We start from the raw sequence: 15165 nt of genomic DNA, 5'->3' as shown, positions 1-15165 counted from the left end.
GTTTTAGCTCCCCTGCGACTGAAGGTATGACACACGCTGTTGAATAAACTGCTGTGTTTGGGCTGATATTTGCCCCATTACCAAGGCTTGTTGGTAGGCATGTAATGCTTTTTCTGCATCATTAGTTCGCTCAAGTGCAATCCCTAACCCTAACCACCAGCGTCCATCAAACGGCTCGCTTTTCACTAAGTGCTGATAACTTTCAAGTGCGCGCGGGTTGTCTTTAAGCTGCTGTGCTAGCGCACCTCGCATTGCTATGTATTTGCTTGGGGCATCTGTCGGTAGATCACTTAATACTGTTAATGCTGCTTGAGGTTGTGACTCGTTCACTAACAGCTTGGCCATTGTTAGACGTAATTCTGGTTGTTCACTATCACGGGCCAAACCACGCTGTAAAACCAAAATGGCTTGGCGTACTTCACCGCGGCCATAATGCAAAGCCGACAAACGCTGGCGGGCATCAATCCAATCGGGATGGTATTGGATCGCCTTAGTTAAAAACTCAACGGCTTTCTTACTGTCACCCGCTTTGACGGCTTTCATTGCTCGTGAGTACTCAATTTTAGCTAACTCAGGCCCCGTTAATTCAACCGCTTCAATACTTAAGCTTGCGTCTTCCTGTAAAGCATCATCTTCCACTGTAGGGGCTTGTACTACTGATGGAGCACGCTTAGCTATCGCCCGAGATTGCGTCACTGGCGGATTTGAAACTGCAGTAATCTTTAACGCTTTTGTCATCTCTGGTTGGCGTTGCTCCACAACAGGTATAGCGACGGTTTGAGGTACTGGTAAATTCGACTTGTTCACAGCCTCTGAGGACGCCAAGCGATCATTCTCGACTGGTACTGATGGGGAGGCCGATGACAATAAAGCTTCATCATTCTGACGTAGTACAGGTGTTGTCATTTTAGGTACAGTCGCTTCAGGAGAAAGACTTAAACCTACAACGATAGCTGTCGTCGGTTCTTCAAGCGCTAACTCCGCCGCATTCGCCGCCATGACAGGAGAAAAACTATCCCCTGATGTGGATTTTTGTGCCATGTTCGTATCTGGTTGTTGTCCAAACCACCAGCCAATACCTCCGGCCAGCAGCACTGCGCAACACGTTCCAAAAATGGCACGTGGCGCTTTAGATGACGGAACAGGCCGAATTTTCGCAGCAACTAATGGCGCTTGCTGTTTGTGTTTTGCGTGTTGATTACCGCGGGTTTGTTGCTTCTCGGCTAAACGCGAGAGCATTTTATTTAGTTCACTCATGCTAATTTCCATCCCCACAGTACTGGATATGTCCATAGGGGCTGACGGGCACCATTGGTTTCTTTCATTGCCAGCAACAATTCTTGCTGACCCACAACAGGTAATTTTCGGCTGTACGTTGCTAACAACGCTTTATGACACAGCAAGTTAACAACACGCGGAATACCTTGGCTCGATTGCCACAATGCCTTATACAAGGGCAAAGTGAATAGCGTTCGATGGCAGCCAGCGCAGGCTAAACGAAATTCGATATAAGCTATAGTTTCAGCTAAATTCAGAGGCCGTAGAGCCGCTCTGAATGTCACGCGTTGTTGAAACTGACGTAAATGATGTAGCTGTAGTCGGGCATCCAACTCTGGTTGACCAATCAGCACAATATGCAGCAGTTTTTCTTGTTCGGTTTCTAGGTTACCCAGTAAACGAATAGCTTCGAGTGCTTCATCGGGTAAAGCTTGGGCCTCATCCAGAATCACTACCACTGATTGCCCCTTTTCTTTACGGGCAATCAACTCACGGTGTAAACGTGCCGTCAGGGTAGTCATATCGCCATCGCTGGCAATATTTAATTCATTGGCAATCGCTACACGTAACTCTTGCGCTGATGCCGCTGGCGTAGGTAAATAAGCCAAGTCAAAATGATCAGGCAGTTGGTTGATCAACATGCGACAGACCAATGTTTTCCCTGTGCCTACTTCACCCGAAATATGCACTATACCCTCACCCATATCCAACGCAGCCAAGGCCGTTTGGATCGCCTCAAGGTGCGGTGGCAATGCATGAAACATTGCCGTATTCGGTGTTAGGGTAAAGGGCGACTGCTGACAGCCGAAGTACGATTCATACATACTGCCACTGCTTAGTTATCTTCAGGGAACCATTCCGTTACAAGTGCACGTGAGCGTTCAATTTCATTTTGCCATGTTTGCTCACCTACCACGGTAGGCTTCAGTAAAATCACCAGCTCGGTCTTTTGCGTGATCTTATTAACGTTACGGAATAAATGCCCAAGCATTGGAATATCGCCAAGTACAGGTACTTTAGAGACTTGATCTGCGGTTTGTGATTTCATCAAACCACCAATCACCACCACATCCCCGCTACGTGCGTGGATCACAGAATCAGATTCGCGGATAGAGCTTTTCGCGAGCGGTAATTTATACACCCCAAATGTATTACCTAAATCAATCTCTTTCGATTCGGTAACAACATCAACAACCGCAGGATGCACATGCAATAGCACTTCGTCACTATCATTAATTTGTGGTGTGACATCTAATGAAATCCCGGAGAAAAATGGGGTAAGTTCAATATCGGGTGACGCTGTGCTGTTATCACCATTCACTTCACCGCCAGAAATATCTGTCACGAAATACTCATCACCACCAACTTTAATGATCGCTTTTTGGTTATTGGCTGCGGTGACTCGAGGGCTTGATAGCACATTAAGATCACCCTGGGTTTCTAAGAAGCTCAATACCGCTTCAAAGTTACCGTCTTTAATCGTGATGTTGGTTTGCCCCCCAAGGGCTGCAGCAATAGCGTCGCCACCAGGAAGAGGAACAATGCCAGCCGCCGCGTTAGCAGCAGTTCGCCCAAAGATGATGTCAGTGCCGCCAATACTGGAAGTTATGTTGCTCCAGTTAACCCCTTGCTGGTAACCATCGTTTAACGTGACTTCCATAATTTTTGCTTCAAGTACCACTTGGCGTTTAAGTCGTTCTTGCGAAATATTCAAGAACTCTTTCACTTCACGTAGTTCGTTAGGGTAAGCACGAACACTGATCAAACTCGCTTGTGGTGAAACCACAATGCTTCGTCCCTGACCGTTGCCGATCATCGCGGTGACTGCTTTTTCTAACTGCTGCCAAAAATCACTTTCTGACACCGTTTCAATGCTACTGCCACCGGTTGGTGTACTCGTTTTCTTATTAGAATTGCTATTGGAATTATTGTTTTTGTTATCACTATTTTTATTATTTGAACCTGAATTCGAATTTGAATTCTGACTATTGCTGGTCATCGACCCTGTCGTTAAGGAAGTAAGAGAAACCCCACGACGTTGCAGTTGCAAGTAATCAACAGGGATCACTTCCGTGCGTAAAGTGGCAGGGAATACTTTGATGATATTGCCTTGACGTGTCGCGTTATAGCCGTAGATATCTGACACGACGGCTAATACTTCGTCCAAAGTGACATCGCGTAACGTTAACGAGATGCGACCAGCGACTTTTGGGTGGATCACCATATTAAACGGCGTACCCTTTACTAAGCTGCCAAAAAACACACGCGCATCAACATTACGGGCATTAACACGGAAGCGTTTTTCTAATGACGACATCGACGCAAAATCTTTTCCGTCAAGGCTCGGCATCAAGTCGTCGTTTACCGCAGAAGGCAAATCCGTCAACGGGCGGCTACTGGCTTCATTCGCTGCGGTATTTAGCTCTTGCTTGATCTCAACAGGATCGCGGTGTCCCATGTTAGTTGAGCAGCCAAGTAACGACGCTAAAAGTACTCCAATAACTAATCTACGCATCTTAACTACTAACCCTTAATCTATTTTTATATTTTCAGCGAACATATCCAATCGCCACTGTTTATTTCCGCGACGAATCGTGACGCTCTCATCTTGTATTGCCGATAAGGTGTAACCGCTCACTCGCCCGCCCACACTAACCACGGTATTATTCAAAATAGCAGTGCAAGTACTTTGCTCATCACAAAGAATGCTTTGTAACTGTGGTAACCGAGCACGTGTTGCCGTGTGTTTTTTCGCGGGTGCTTGCCACCCAAGCGGGGCTGTTGGATCTTGATTTGCATACACATTGTTAGTCAGCATGCCCAACCCCAATGAAATGATAAAAATACCTTTCACCACTGATTTATTCGCTACCAAGTGATTACCCACCGATAAAGTCCTTACTTTCACCCAAGGTGTACACATTGAGTTGGATGTCTGCCCACGGGTATGTATCGACCTGATAATTTAAGCTCTGCCAGTAATACTTAACCGGTAAGGCTTCAAGCTGCTGCAAATAATTAACCACATCAAAATATCGACCACGTAAACTAAGGCGCACAGGGTGAATGTAATAGCCTTCATCTTCACCACTGAGCAATTGAGCTGGTGCTTGAGACTGCAAACTAACCAACTTCAACCGGTCACTACGACGCAATACATCTTCCATTAGCGTCGACATTTGCATTGGCGTGACTAAGCTACCCACGCGCCCTTCAAGCTGAGCATTCAACTGACGATTTTGCACTCTTAGGTTCGCGATGCGTTGATCCACTTCTGCATCTGGATCAACATTGAGCTTGCGCTCCATCACCAGAACTTGATTTTCACTATTGATTAGCTGATTACTGGTATTGATAACCGCAAGCTTAATACTCGACAACTGCTTCATTTGTGGTTCAAGGAACAGTAAATATCCCACAAAAAGCAGCGCTATCCAGCCAGAGACAAAAATCAATATTTGCTCACGCTGGCTAAGCTCATCAAAACGATCAGACAGTTGATGCCATAGGTTCATCATTTCACTTCTCCTACCGCTTTACTGACCCGTCGGGCTTGTAACTCAAACGTGACGATATTTTTGTCATTACGGCCTAATGACATCACTTGAAAACGGCGATCCATCAGGTGTTCGTAATCTTTGAAAGCTTGAATCCAACTCGGCACTGATTCAGGGCTACGCGCAACACCAGATAAATCAAGTGACTGTCCTGTCGCATGAATATGACTCAGTGAAATATCACCATTTGCAGCATCAGAGAGCTCTCGCAACATGCCAGAAAACCCCACTCGCAGGCTACTATCATGGCCTTCAATTGCATTTAATGTCGCTTGTTGCGTCGCTACATGCTGCTCAAGGTTACCCGCTAACTCAACTTTCACCTCACTTGGGAGGTGCTGAGATAACGATTCTTTCAACCGATTGATTTCGCCTTGTTTTAGCGATAATCGACTTTGCTCCGCTGCCAATTGTTGCTCAACCACATAGCTTTGCCACTGCTGCCAACCAAATAACGAGGTCATCAAGATGCCGCCCATTAACCAACTCGCCATAATGTTACGTAACGTTAGTAACTGCGTTTTTGGTTTCAGGCTATCGGTATACAGGTCGAGAGCAGCCCCTTTAATTTCGTGGCTCGCTGCCCATGCAATACGCGAGGCATTCGACAGCAAAACGTCTGACGGCGGTACAATTGCGACGACTTTTACGTTTAAACGTTGACTCAAAGCCTGCGCTAATGCTGTGTCATCTTCTCCATCACACGAAATCAATAATTGAGATATGGGATGGTTCCGTAGCTGAGCGCTTAAAAAGTCTAATGACCGTTGTAGTTCAAGGGCGAGGCTATCTAGTTGCAAGGCAACCTGCTGATCACTGCCATTTTCCACCATCAGCGGGAAACTCACCCCTCGCAACTGGCGTTGGAAGCACATCACCTGTTGTTTAAATGCGGTTAACTGTAACCCTGCATTTTCACGGCGATGCAATATTAATTGACTCATGGATGGCGAAGTTAACGCCCCCCATTGCACTTCCTCTGTTGAGATAGAGGAAACTTCACTGCCTGCTTTGGCTATAACCTTAATCAATGGTTCAAGGTTTTTCCGTCCAGCAGCAAAAACTTGTAAACGCTCTTTTAATGGCGCAGGAAAGCCATCGGCAACCAACTCCATTGGTGACTCATTGACCAAATCTTTGATCAAAAAAGGTAACGCTGTAGATAGTTCATCCTGTGGAATTTCTGGTTTTTCAATCAGTAAAGATTGATATAAACCGTGCCCTATTACGAGCTTCACTTGGAAACCAACTAATTGATGTTTCGCTAATAACGCCTGAATAGCAGATTCACGCTGAGCGGTATTAACGGCATCATGGTTATCAACTATCCATAATGATTTTGATTCAAACGCTAAGGTAATCGATTCTGGAAACACAGCCAAACAGAGGACTGGAGTCTGCTTTTTGTTTTTAGTAAAACGGCTGAAAAAAGGATGTTTTTTCATGATTTTCCAATTCGACGGCTATAAACAGTACAACTAGTGGCAGCGCCATCTCGTCAATAGTTTGACTATTTTATATTAAATCATTCACAATAAGAATATTGATAAATTACTTTTTGGTATTATTGTGAAATACAGAGCGAGTTTCTTTCCTGTCAGCGATTAAATGCTTTTCTAAGCTCATTTCTGGAGAGAAGTAGCGGCCTTGTCCGGCATAGACGCCCAGGGATTTCAATACCTCCCATTCTTTTTCATTTTCAACGCCAACCGCAATAACTTTTGCCCGACTATCACCACAAGCGCCAAGCATTGAACGAACAAAAAGTTGATTTTCTTGTCGCAAATTAATTTCACGAACTAAGCTGCGATGCAGTTTGATATAATCAATATTTAAATCCTTGATGTAGTGAGTACTGACTATGGTACGCCCAGCCTGATCAACGACTAGCTTACAGCCCAATCCAATCATCATCCGAGCAATCGGCCGCATAGCATCTAAATGCTTCACTAAAGCGCCTTCAGTCACTTCAAATGATAAACGGTTCAACACTGTTCGAGGGGTTTGTAATAACTCATCTCGTAACCATCTGACAAAGCTGCGCTCTAGCAATGAAGCCACATTGAGATTAACAGAAAAGACCTCACTGGAAGGCATCAGCTTTAATGTCGCTAACGCCTGACTAACGACTTGCTTATCCATCCTAATGGTAAAGCCAACCTGTTCGACTGCAGGCAAAAATCTTGATGCCTTGATTTGTACGCCATTTTCATCTCGAATTCGAGCCAACAACTCTCGCTGTAAAATATGACCATCACTGGCACTTATCACGGGTTGCTGATGAAGCTGAATTGCATCTGCATCGAGAACCGCATCCAACAAGGTTCGCCATCGCACACTACCACGGGCATCTTCCGTTTGCTGCTCTTTTTTAAACGCAAACCAATTATTTGAACCCTGCAATTGGGCGCTTCGGAGCGCCATATCCGCTTCATCCATAATTCGCCCACGGCGTTCACCACTCACAAAAGATGTCATCCCTATGTGACACCAATTATCTAGTTCTAGCGGTGCAGGTGGTACCAGGCGCTCTAATGCATTTAACATCTGGTTGGTAAACAAACGAACGTCTTTTGCTGATTGCTGAGGGAGCATGATTGCAAACTCAGCATCAAAATATCGGGATAAAACCGTATCAGGGTAACGCTGAACCAAGTTAGATAAAATCATACCCACATCATGGATAAGTTCATCAGCGGCCTCTTTACCTTTTTCCGCTAAGAGCTCATCCCAATCCGCAATACGGATCAATATGACAGCGCCGTGTGTTTCTTGATCTTGTACTGCCGATTCTAAACGGCTATCAAATAACACTCGATTTGCTGCGCCCGTTAACTGATCAAGGAAAGTATGAGTTCGGATAAAAGTATCAAAGCGGCTGCGTTCTTGGCGGGCATCTTTCAGCTCAGCGACCATTTGATCAAGTGCTAAGCTTGCCGTTGCGGGCCATTCTTTTTCATCACCGACTTCATAATCTTCAACCCGACCGGCTAATATCATCCGGCCACGCTCTTCCAGTAACTCAGAACCATACAGTTGCAAGCGCAGCCAATTCATCCCCCAAACGAGCCCCATAATGATCATGGCAATCGCGAGGCTAATCGATGACATCGCCCCTAAAGAGTAGGTAAATTCGGTATATGGTGGCAGTGATTTCAGATCAATGTAAAAGCCGGAGTTTTTTTCTAGTTGATAATGTCCCTGATGAAGAATGTTAGGATCATTAATTTTTTGAAGCCCCCTAAAAGAGTAAATCACCCCAGCATCACTACTGACATCCAACTCCACCACATTACTGGCTTTAAGTAACTTGGGTAACCAACGAGAAATAGCTTGCGAGCCTTGTGGATCGGCTAACTCTTGATCTATCACCTCGACGACACCATCAAGGTAGTGCGTGAGGTAATCTTGACCTAATTTTCGAAAACTCAGTGCCCCGCCGATAAAAATGACGAAGATGGCACAAATCACTATAAGCGTGACAAAAGTAACCAGTCGATTAGTTAACTTCATCCCTGAGGCTTTTCTCATAACTTCCTGCTTCACATAACGTTCTGAATAAAATATAAAGGGTTGCTAGATGATTACAATGCGCCACCCTACAAGTATCGAAAACAGTGTGCTGCCTTCACATACAGACTGTTATGATCGTTTATGTTGCCTATTTGTAATGATTATCACTTGTTCCACATACAATGTGAACTGCTACTACGCTATTTCGCATCTTTCATCACTGGATTTTTATGGATTGGATTACCTGCACCAAAAGTTTCGTGACTGTGGTTGACCAAGGCTCGCTGGCACAAGCCGCGACTCAGCTCAACACGTCGAGTTCAGCCCTCTCGAAACGCCTTTCATGGTTAGAAAAACAACTAGGAGTCCAGTTATTAAAACGCACAACGCGTAGTTTAACCGTGACAGATGCAGGAGAATTGTTCTATCAAAGAAGTACTCGGTTACTGGATGATTGGCACCAGATGCTGGCAGAAACAACATCGGCTTATGGCGAAGTCCGCGGTGTGCTTCGTATTGGCGCTCCGTTAGCGACAGGGAGCCGAGTATTAGTCCACTACCTTGCTGAATTTATGAAGCGCTACCCTAATATTCAAGTCGAGCTGCACACCATTACAGCGGGGCAATTACCCGATTTGAATTTGGATGTATTTATCACTCGCGAGCTGACTGATTTTAATTCTTCGAGCTACATCGCAACTAAGCTCTTTAATTTCCAGCCGTGTTTTTATGCTGCACCATCTTACTTGGCGAGTAAGCCGTTAATTGAAACAGCAGAACAACTGACTCAGCATAATTGCCTGTTGTTTGGCGTTTATGGTCATGAACAAGTGCATATGTTTGAAAATGACATTCAGCTTCGCTTACGTGGTAATTTTACCACTCAAAATCCCGAAGCGTTAGTGGCCGCAGCGGTCGCTGGGATGGGCATCATCCTAACAGGTGAAAACACCATTAAACGCGAGTTAGGTAAAGGCTTATTAGTTCCGGTATTACCCGAATTAAAACAGGCAACAGGTACCGCTTACGCTTACTATCCTAAGCTGGATTACAATCACGTCAAAACCAAGCTATTCATTGATTTTATTAAAGAAAAAGCAACGCCACCAACAACCTAATAAACATCACGCCAAATAACAGACACAAAAAAAGCAGCTATATACGCTGCCTTTTTATTGTCATTTGCCAATTATCATAATCGACTTTCAGTACGAAGATCCTTAGAACGGGATATCGTCATCAAAGTCCATTGGTGGCTCATTGTATTGCTGCTGTGGCTGTTGAGCCGGCGCTTGTTGTTGCGGTGCAGACTGTTGCTGTGGTGCAAAGTTATTCTGCTGTTGCGCTGCAGGTTGTTGAGGTTGACCCCAGTTACCTTGCTGCTGACCGCCACCCTGTGAAGGAGCACCCATACCTTGACCGCCGCCTTGACGACCACCAAGCATTTGCATTGTGCCGTTAAAGCCTTGAACAACAACTTCTGTTGTGTAACGTTCTTGGCCGTTTTGGTCTTGCCACTTACGCGTTTGTAGTTGGCCTTCAATGTAAACTTGTGAGCCTTTACGTAGGTATTCACCAGCAACTTCTGCAACTTTACCGAATAGCGCCACACGGTGCCATTCTGTTTTCTCACGTTGTTCGCCAGTGTTTTTATCACGCCATGACTCTGAAGTAGCAATAGTGATGTTTGCTACTGCACCGCCGCTTGGCATGTAACGGATCTCTGGGTCATTACCTAAGTTACCGACTAGGATAACTTTATTTACGCCACGACTGGCCATAGTTAGCTCCAAATTTCTTCAGACGCAGCGTCTATTCGTCGCTGCTACAAATGTAAGTTTAGATGTGATCGCGAAGTCTATCACGGATAACTATCTTACGGCTACGCTTCACCGAAATAGGTAGTGTTGCACTGCGATAGCAATCAAATAGTCTCTTCATATTACTGTATCTTTATACAGCTTACTCTTTCAAGCCCCAAAACCCTATGCCATAATCATTGTCTTAATTGTCATCAATAATTAGTCGGTAGATTATGGATCAAATCGAAGTCAGGGGGGCGCGTACGCACAACCTCAAGAATATCAATCTTACTATTCCACGTGACAAGCTGATTGTTATCACAGGACTATCTGGTTCAGGTAAATCCTCGCTTGCCTTCGATACTCTCTATGCGGAAGGACAGCGCCGCTATGTTGAGTCATTATCTGCCTACGCGCGTCAGTTTTTATCATTAATGGAAAAGCCCGATGTTGATCACATCGAAGGCCTCTCTCCTGCGATTTCTATCGAACAAAAATCAACATCCCACAATCCACGTTCGACAGTGGGTACCATCACTGAGATCTACGATTATTTGCGTCTATTGTATGCCCGTGTCGGAGAACCTCGCTGCCCTACTCATAATGTTACCCTTGCGGCACAAACCGTGAGTCAAATGGTTGATAAAGTATTATCGCTACCTGAAGGCAGCAAAATGATGCTGCTCGCGCCAATCGTACAAGACCGTAAGGGTGAACATGTTAAAACGCTCGCCAATCTTGCCGCACAAGGTTATATCCGTGCACGCATTGATGGCGAGGTCTGCGATCTATCCGATCCTCCAACATTAGAACTCCACAAGAAGCACACCATTGAAGTGGTCGTGGATCGCTTTAAGGTGCGAGATGATCTTCAGCAGCGTTTGGCTGAGTCATTTGAAACCGCGTTAGAGCTTTCTGGCGGTACTGTTACGGTAATCCCGATGACCGAAGGCGAACATGAAAATATCGTTTTCTCTGCCAACTTCGCTTGCCCACATTGCGGCTATAGCATGCAGGAGCTAGAGCCTCGCCTGTTCTCTTTCAATAACCCGGCGGGCGCCTGTGGTACTTGTGATGGACTGGGTGTTCAGCAATATTTTGATCCCGACCGTGTAGTACAGAATGAAGAGCTCAGTCTTTCAGGCGGAGCAATCCGAGGCTGGGATAAACGCAATTTCTATTACTTCCAAATGCTCAACTCTTTAGCTGATCATTATGGCTTCGATGTTGAAAGCCCGTTCAATGGCTTACCGAAAAAAATCCAAACCATCATTTTAAATGGTTCAGGCAAAACGGATATTGAGTTTAAGTACATCAATGATCGCGGTGATATCACGGTACGTCGTCACCCCTTTGAGGGGATCCTCAATAATATGGAGCGTCGCTATCGCGAAACAGAATCAAACGCGGTGCGTGAAGAACTCAGTAAGTTTGTCTCGAAAAAGCCCTGTGCCAGTTGCGATGGCTCTCGCCTTCGCCAAGAAGCCCGTAATGTGTTCATCACCGAAACCACGCTGCCTGAAATCTGTGAATTCAGTATTCAAGAAGCACTGACTTTCTTTGAACAATTAAACCTTATAGGTCAACGAGCAAAAATTGCCGAAAAGATCTTAAAAGAGATCCGCGATCGTTTATCGTTCTTAGTCAATGTCGGCCTGAATTACCTTAACCTTTCCCGTGGTGCTGATACGCTCTCTGGTGGTGAAGCACAACGTATCCGCTTAGCGAGTCAAATTGGTGCTGGTTTAGTCGGGGTGATGTATGTGCTGGATGAACCCTCAATCGGTTTACACCAACGTGATAACGAACGCTTACTCAAAACCCTGACACATCTTCGTGATTTAGGTAATACCGTGATTGTGGTTGAACACGATGAAGATGCGATTCGTGCAGCCGATCACGTGATTGATATTGGCCCTGGCGCTGGCGTTCACGGTGGCCAGATTATTGCCGAAGGCACTATGGAAGATATTCTAAAAGCGCCAGAATCGCTCACAGGCCAGTATTTAAGTGGCAAGCAATCTATTGCGATCCCAGAGCAACGCATTGCGATGGATCCAGCCAAGACAGTGAAGTTACTTGGCGCAAGTGGTAACAACCTCAATAGCGTCGATGTCGAAATTCCAGTTGGTCTGTTTACTTGTATCACGGGGGTATCTGGTTCAGGTAAATCAACCCTGATCAATGACACTTTTTTCCGTATTGCACATCACCAGCTCAATGGTGCAACCACAGGGGAGATTGCACCTTATCGTGAAATTCAAGATCTCGAACACTTCGATAAAGTCATCGATATCGATCAAAGCCCTATTGGTCGTACCCCGAGATCGAACCCTGCCACTTACACTGGGATATTCACCCCTATCCGAGAGCTCTTTGCAGGAACGCAAGAATCACGAGCGCGAGGCTATAAGCCCGGCCGATTTAGCTTTAATGTAAAAGGTGGACGCTGTGAAGCATGTCAGGGAGATGGTGTTATCAAAGTCGAAATGCACTTTTTACCTGATGTTTATGTACCGTGTGACATGTGTAAAGGCAAGCGTTATAACCGTGAAACGTTGGAAGTGAAATACAAGGGAAAAACCATTGATGAGGTGTTAGACTTGACCGTCGAAGATGCTCGCCAATTTTTTGACCCTGTGCCAGCAATTGCAAGAAAGTTGCAAACCTTAATGGATGTAGGCTTATCGTACATTCGCTTAGGTCAAGCTGCCACAACCCTTTCCGGTGGTGAAGCACAACGCGTTAAGTTGGCACGCGAGCTATCTAAACGCGATACAGGCAAAACATTATATATTCTGGATGAGCCGACAACCGGCCTTCATTTCCATGATATCCAGCAGCTGTTAGTGGTTCTGCACCGCTTACGAGAGCACGGCAATACCATAGTGGTTATCGAGCATAATCTCGATGTCATTAAAACGGCTGATTGGATCATCGATTTGGGCCCAGAAGGTGGCAGCGGCGGTGGTAAAATTATTGCAACTGGCACACCAGAAGAGGTGGCATTAGTGGAAGGCTCACATACCGCACGGTTCTTAAAACCTATGCTACCCGCACTCCAATAGCATTTATAATGTTGTCAGCCAAAGCAGGTGATCACATGGTTACCTGCTTTTTATTTATAAAACTGGATCGTTTTTTTGAATCATTATTAATGGACGCAACATGACAGTGCTACATATCCAAGGAACCCGGCTTGCTCAACCAGGGATCAGTAAACCTTTGGTTAAACCTTTTCTCGCGGCCCTTTGTGCGCTGTTCGTACATGCGTTGTTATATTTCCAACACAACCCAGGGGGAGCAGGGTTAGAACTCCCCTTTAATGCCACCAGCTGGATGCCCTTTAGCTTTGCAATTGGTGTAGGTTTACTTGAAATCAGCCGCCAACGTATTTGGCGCTACACTCGCTTAACGATCGTATTGTTCATTTGCTGCATTTTTTTGTCGATTCCGATGCTATACGACAACGCAGATATTGCAGCGGTCAGTGATCGCATCGTTGGTTTATGGGCCGGTTTTTTGTTCTTTGTTGCCCTGCAACAATTCGCGTTCACCCCAAGTCGCCGCCAACTCATTTTATGGTTTATCCTGTTAGGCATTCTGACTCAGACCTTATTTGGCTGGTATCAATACTTATGGATAGAACCGAATAACGCCTTTGGCTTTGATCCAACCCAAAGTCGTCCGCACGGTATTTTCCAACAGCCTAATGTCATGGCCAGCTTCTTAGCGACAGGACTCGTGCTTTCAGGATACTTACTTGCGCGTATGCCGATGTACCGTGGTAAATGGTCGTTCCAACAACTGCTGCTACTTATTACGCCTGTACTGGTTATTCCAATTCTTATCGTGCTGAGTTCTCGCACGGGTTGGCTTGGCGCGATTATTGGCGTCGCATTACTTATTCCATACCTCAAACAATTCGCCGCTAAAGCACAGTGGCGGATGTGGTTGTTAATGATCATACTAGGGCTAACGACGTCTTATGCCATCAATCAGTCCACAGATTGGTCAGCACAAGAAGATAGAGTTAGCCTAAAAAGCCCACGCTCAATCCATATTCCACAATCATTTAAGATGTTTACCACTGAGCCTCTTACAGGCTATGGCTACGGCACTTTTGAAGTGTCTTACCTTACCCAAACAGCCCGTTGGCATCACGCAGATCCATCGCAACCCGCGGGGTTACCGGCACTTGATCATCCACACAATGAGTTAACCTTTTGGGCTGCGGAAGGTGGCATAGTGCCACTTATCGCATTACTGATTGCCGCCGCTGCGGTTATATTTAAAATCAAAAAAGCCCGTGATGGCACGCAGTTAGCACTTGTCGCTCTGTTTTTCCCAATCACACTGCATACCCAATTAGAGTATCCGTTTTATCACTCGCTGGTACATTGGGTGATCTTTATTATTCTGATCTACTGGGTGGATAACCTCACCGCGAAATACCATAAAAAAGGACTGAATTACGTATTAGGAATAAAGGTCAGTGCCTTGCTCATTCCGCTACTCGTTAGTAGTTATATGATCACCACCCTATATTCAGGTCGTATGCTGACAAAGTTTGAAACAACGTTACCGCTAAATATCGATTATTTAATGAAGGTTAATAACCCTTGGGCCTGGAAACACCGCTATGAGTGGGCATTACATCAGCCCCAGCTTGAACTGGCTCAAACGCTGAATAAACCCGAATTGATTGAAGAATATATTCGCTGGGCGACCGTGAAGGCAAAAACATGGCCACGGGAACAACTGTATGGCAACTTGATATTGTCTTATCGCTTACTTGGAGATAACGCTCATGCCGAACAGATCTATCAAGAGGCTAAGTTCTTATTTCCTGAGGGTGATTTCAGTGATGCACTCGCGGTTCAATCGTTGAGTGAGCTATCAGATGTCACATCAGCAGCTAAACCTGCCGTTGAATAACCCTCTTTTCGCCACCTATCGATCATTTAATATATAAAAATGGCGACCATAACGGTCGCCATTTCTACATCACTGTC

General features: G+C 45.4%; 11 protein-coding genes. 3 read left to right on the top strand and 8 right to left on the bottom strand.

The genetic code is table 11. From position 1 onward, the window contains the following. Window positions 1-3: 3 nt before the first annotated feature. The 7 genes from ASV53_RS00325 to csrD all read right to left on the bottom strand — a co-directional run bounded on the left by ASV53_RS00325 (window position 4) and on the right by csrD (window position 8366). The gene (locus ASV53_RS00325; RefSeq protein ID WP_094955678.1) at window positions 4-1257 is read right to left on the bottom strand and encodes a tetratricopeptide repeat protein; all 1254 of its coding nucleotides are present in this window, start codon (window positions 1255-1257) and stop codon (window positions 4-6) included. Next, window positions 1254-2102, bottom strand: coding sequence for an ExeA family protein (locus tag ASV53_RS00320; protein WP_094955677.1), 849 nt, complete (start codon window positions 2100-2102; stop codon window positions 1254-1256). Before ASV53_RS00320 ends, ASV53_RS00325 begins: the two co-directional genes overlap by 4 nt. A gap of 11 nt (window positions 2103-2113) precedes the next feature. Beyond that, the gene (gene mshL / locus ASV53_RS00315) at window positions 2114-3793 is read right to left on the bottom strand and encodes a pilus (MSHA type) biogenesis protein MshL (RefSeq protein ID WP_094955676.1); all 1680 of its coding nucleotides are present in this window, start codon (window positions 3791-3793) and stop codon (window positions 2114-2116) included. 15 nt (window positions 3794-3808) lie between these two features. Continuing rightward, window positions 3809-4165, bottom strand: a complete 357-nt coding sequence (locus ASV53_RS00310) for an MSHA biogenesis protein MshK (protein WP_338091399.1) — start codon at window positions 4163-4165, stop codon at window positions 3809-3811. Then, complete coding sequence (locus ASV53_RS00305; RefSeq protein WP_239928691.1) at window positions 4158-4796, bottom strand: MSHA biogenesis protein MshJ; 639 nt, start codon at window positions 4794-4796, stop codon at window positions 4158-4160. Before ASV53_RS00305 ends, ASV53_RS00310 begins: the two co-directional genes overlap by 8 nt. Continuing rightward, window positions 4793-6280, bottom strand: coding sequence for a PilN domain-containing protein (locus tag ASV53_RS00300; protein WP_094955675.1), 1488 nt, complete (start codon window positions 6278-6280; stop codon window positions 4793-4795). The genes ASV53_RS00305 and ASV53_RS00300 overlap by 4 nt, the downstream gene beginning before the upstream one ends. A 106-nt stretch (window positions 6281-6386) precedes the next feature. Continuing rightward, entirely contained in the window at window positions 6387-8366 is a 1980-nt protein-coding gene (gene csrD, locus ASV53_RS00295; protein WP_094955674.1) for an RNase E specificity factor CsrD, read from the bottom strand. Between the two features lie 212 nt (window positions 8367-8578). On the opposite strand from csrD, the gene ASV53_RS00290 reads away from it, so the two are divergent. After that, on the top strand, window positions 8579-9466 hold the full coding sequence (locus ASV53_RS00290) for a LysR family transcriptional regulator (protein ID WP_094955673.1): 888 nt from the start codon (window positions 8579-8581) through the stop codon (window positions 9464-9466). 102 nt (window positions 9467-9568) lie between these two features. Here the strand turns inward: ASV53_RS00290 and ASV53_RS00285 are convergent, their stop codons facing one another. After that, window positions 9569-10129: a single-stranded DNA-binding protein gene (locus ASV53_RS00285; RefSeq protein WP_062689569.1), complete on the bottom strand. Its 561-nt coding sequence runs from the start codon at window positions 10127-10129 to the stop codon at window positions 9569-9571. Between the two features lie 254 nt (window positions 10130-10383). On the opposite strand from ASV53_RS00285, the gene uvrA reads away from it, so the two are divergent. Together uvrA and ASV53_RS00275 are read left to right on the top strand one after the other, a co-directional pair. Further along, window positions 10384-13218, top strand: a complete 2835-nt coding sequence (gene uvrA / locus ASV53_RS00280) for an excinuclease ABC subunit UvrA (protein ID WP_094955672.1) — start codon at window positions 10384-10386, stop codon at window positions 13216-13218. Window positions 13219-13318: 100 nt separating this feature from the next. Continuing rightward, window positions 13319-15088 (top strand): PglL family O-oligosaccharyltransferase, encoded by a 1770-nt coding sequence (locus ASV53_RS00275; protein ID WP_094955671.1) that lies wholly within the window; start codon window positions 13319-13321, stop codon window positions 15086-15088. Window positions 15089-15165 lie beyond the last annotated feature (77 nt).

Origin of the sequence: Photobacterium sanguinicancri (genome assembly GCF_002265265.1) — a bacterium.
GTDB lineage: Bacteria > Pseudomonadota > Gammaproteobacteria > Enterobacterales > Vibrionaceae > Photobacterium > Photobacterium sanguinicancri.
The sequence above is the reverse complement of the archived record's forward strand: the minus strand, read 5'-3'. Positions and strand labels throughout refer to the sequence as shown.

Coding starts and splice junctions, on each gene's coding strand:
- ASV53_RS00325 (WP_094955678.1), bottom strand. CDS start 1,257: ATGAGTGAACTAAATAAAATGCTCTCGCGTTTAGCCGAGAAGCAACAA.
- ASV53_RS00320 (WP_094955677.1), bottom strand. CDS start 2,102: ATGTATGAATCGTACTTCGGCTGTCAGCAGTCGCCCTTTACCCTAACA.
- mshL (WP_094955676.1), bottom strand. CDS start 3,793: ATGCGTAGATTAGTTATTGGAGTACTTTTAGCGTCGTTACTTGGCTGC.
- ASV53_RS00305 (WP_239928691.1), bottom strand. CDS start 4,796: ATGATGAACCTATGGCATCAACTGTCTGATCGTTTTGATGAGCTTAGC.
- ASV53_RS00300 (WP_094955675.1), bottom strand. CDS start 6,280: ATGAAAAAACATCCTTTTTTCAGCCGTTTTACTAAAAACAAAAAGCAG.
- csrD (WP_094955674.1), bottom strand. CDS start 8,366: ATGAGAAAAGCCTCAGGGATGAAGTTAACTAATCGACTGGTTACTTTT.
- ASV53_RS00290 (WP_094955673.1), top strand. CDS start 8,579: ATGGATTGGATTACCTGCACCAAAAGTTTCGTGACTGTGGTTGACCAA.
- ASV53_RS00285 (WP_062689569.1), bottom strand. CDS start 10,129: ATGGCCAGTCGTGGCGTAAATAAAGTTATCCTAGTCGGTAACTTAGGT.
- uvrA (WP_094955672.1), top strand. CDS start 10,384: ATGGATCAAATCGAAGTCAGGGGGGCGCGTACGCACAACCTCAAGAAT.
- ASV53_RS00275 (WP_094955671.1), top strand. CDS start 13,319: ATGACAGTGCTACATATCCAAGGAACCCGGCTTGCTCAACCAGGGATC.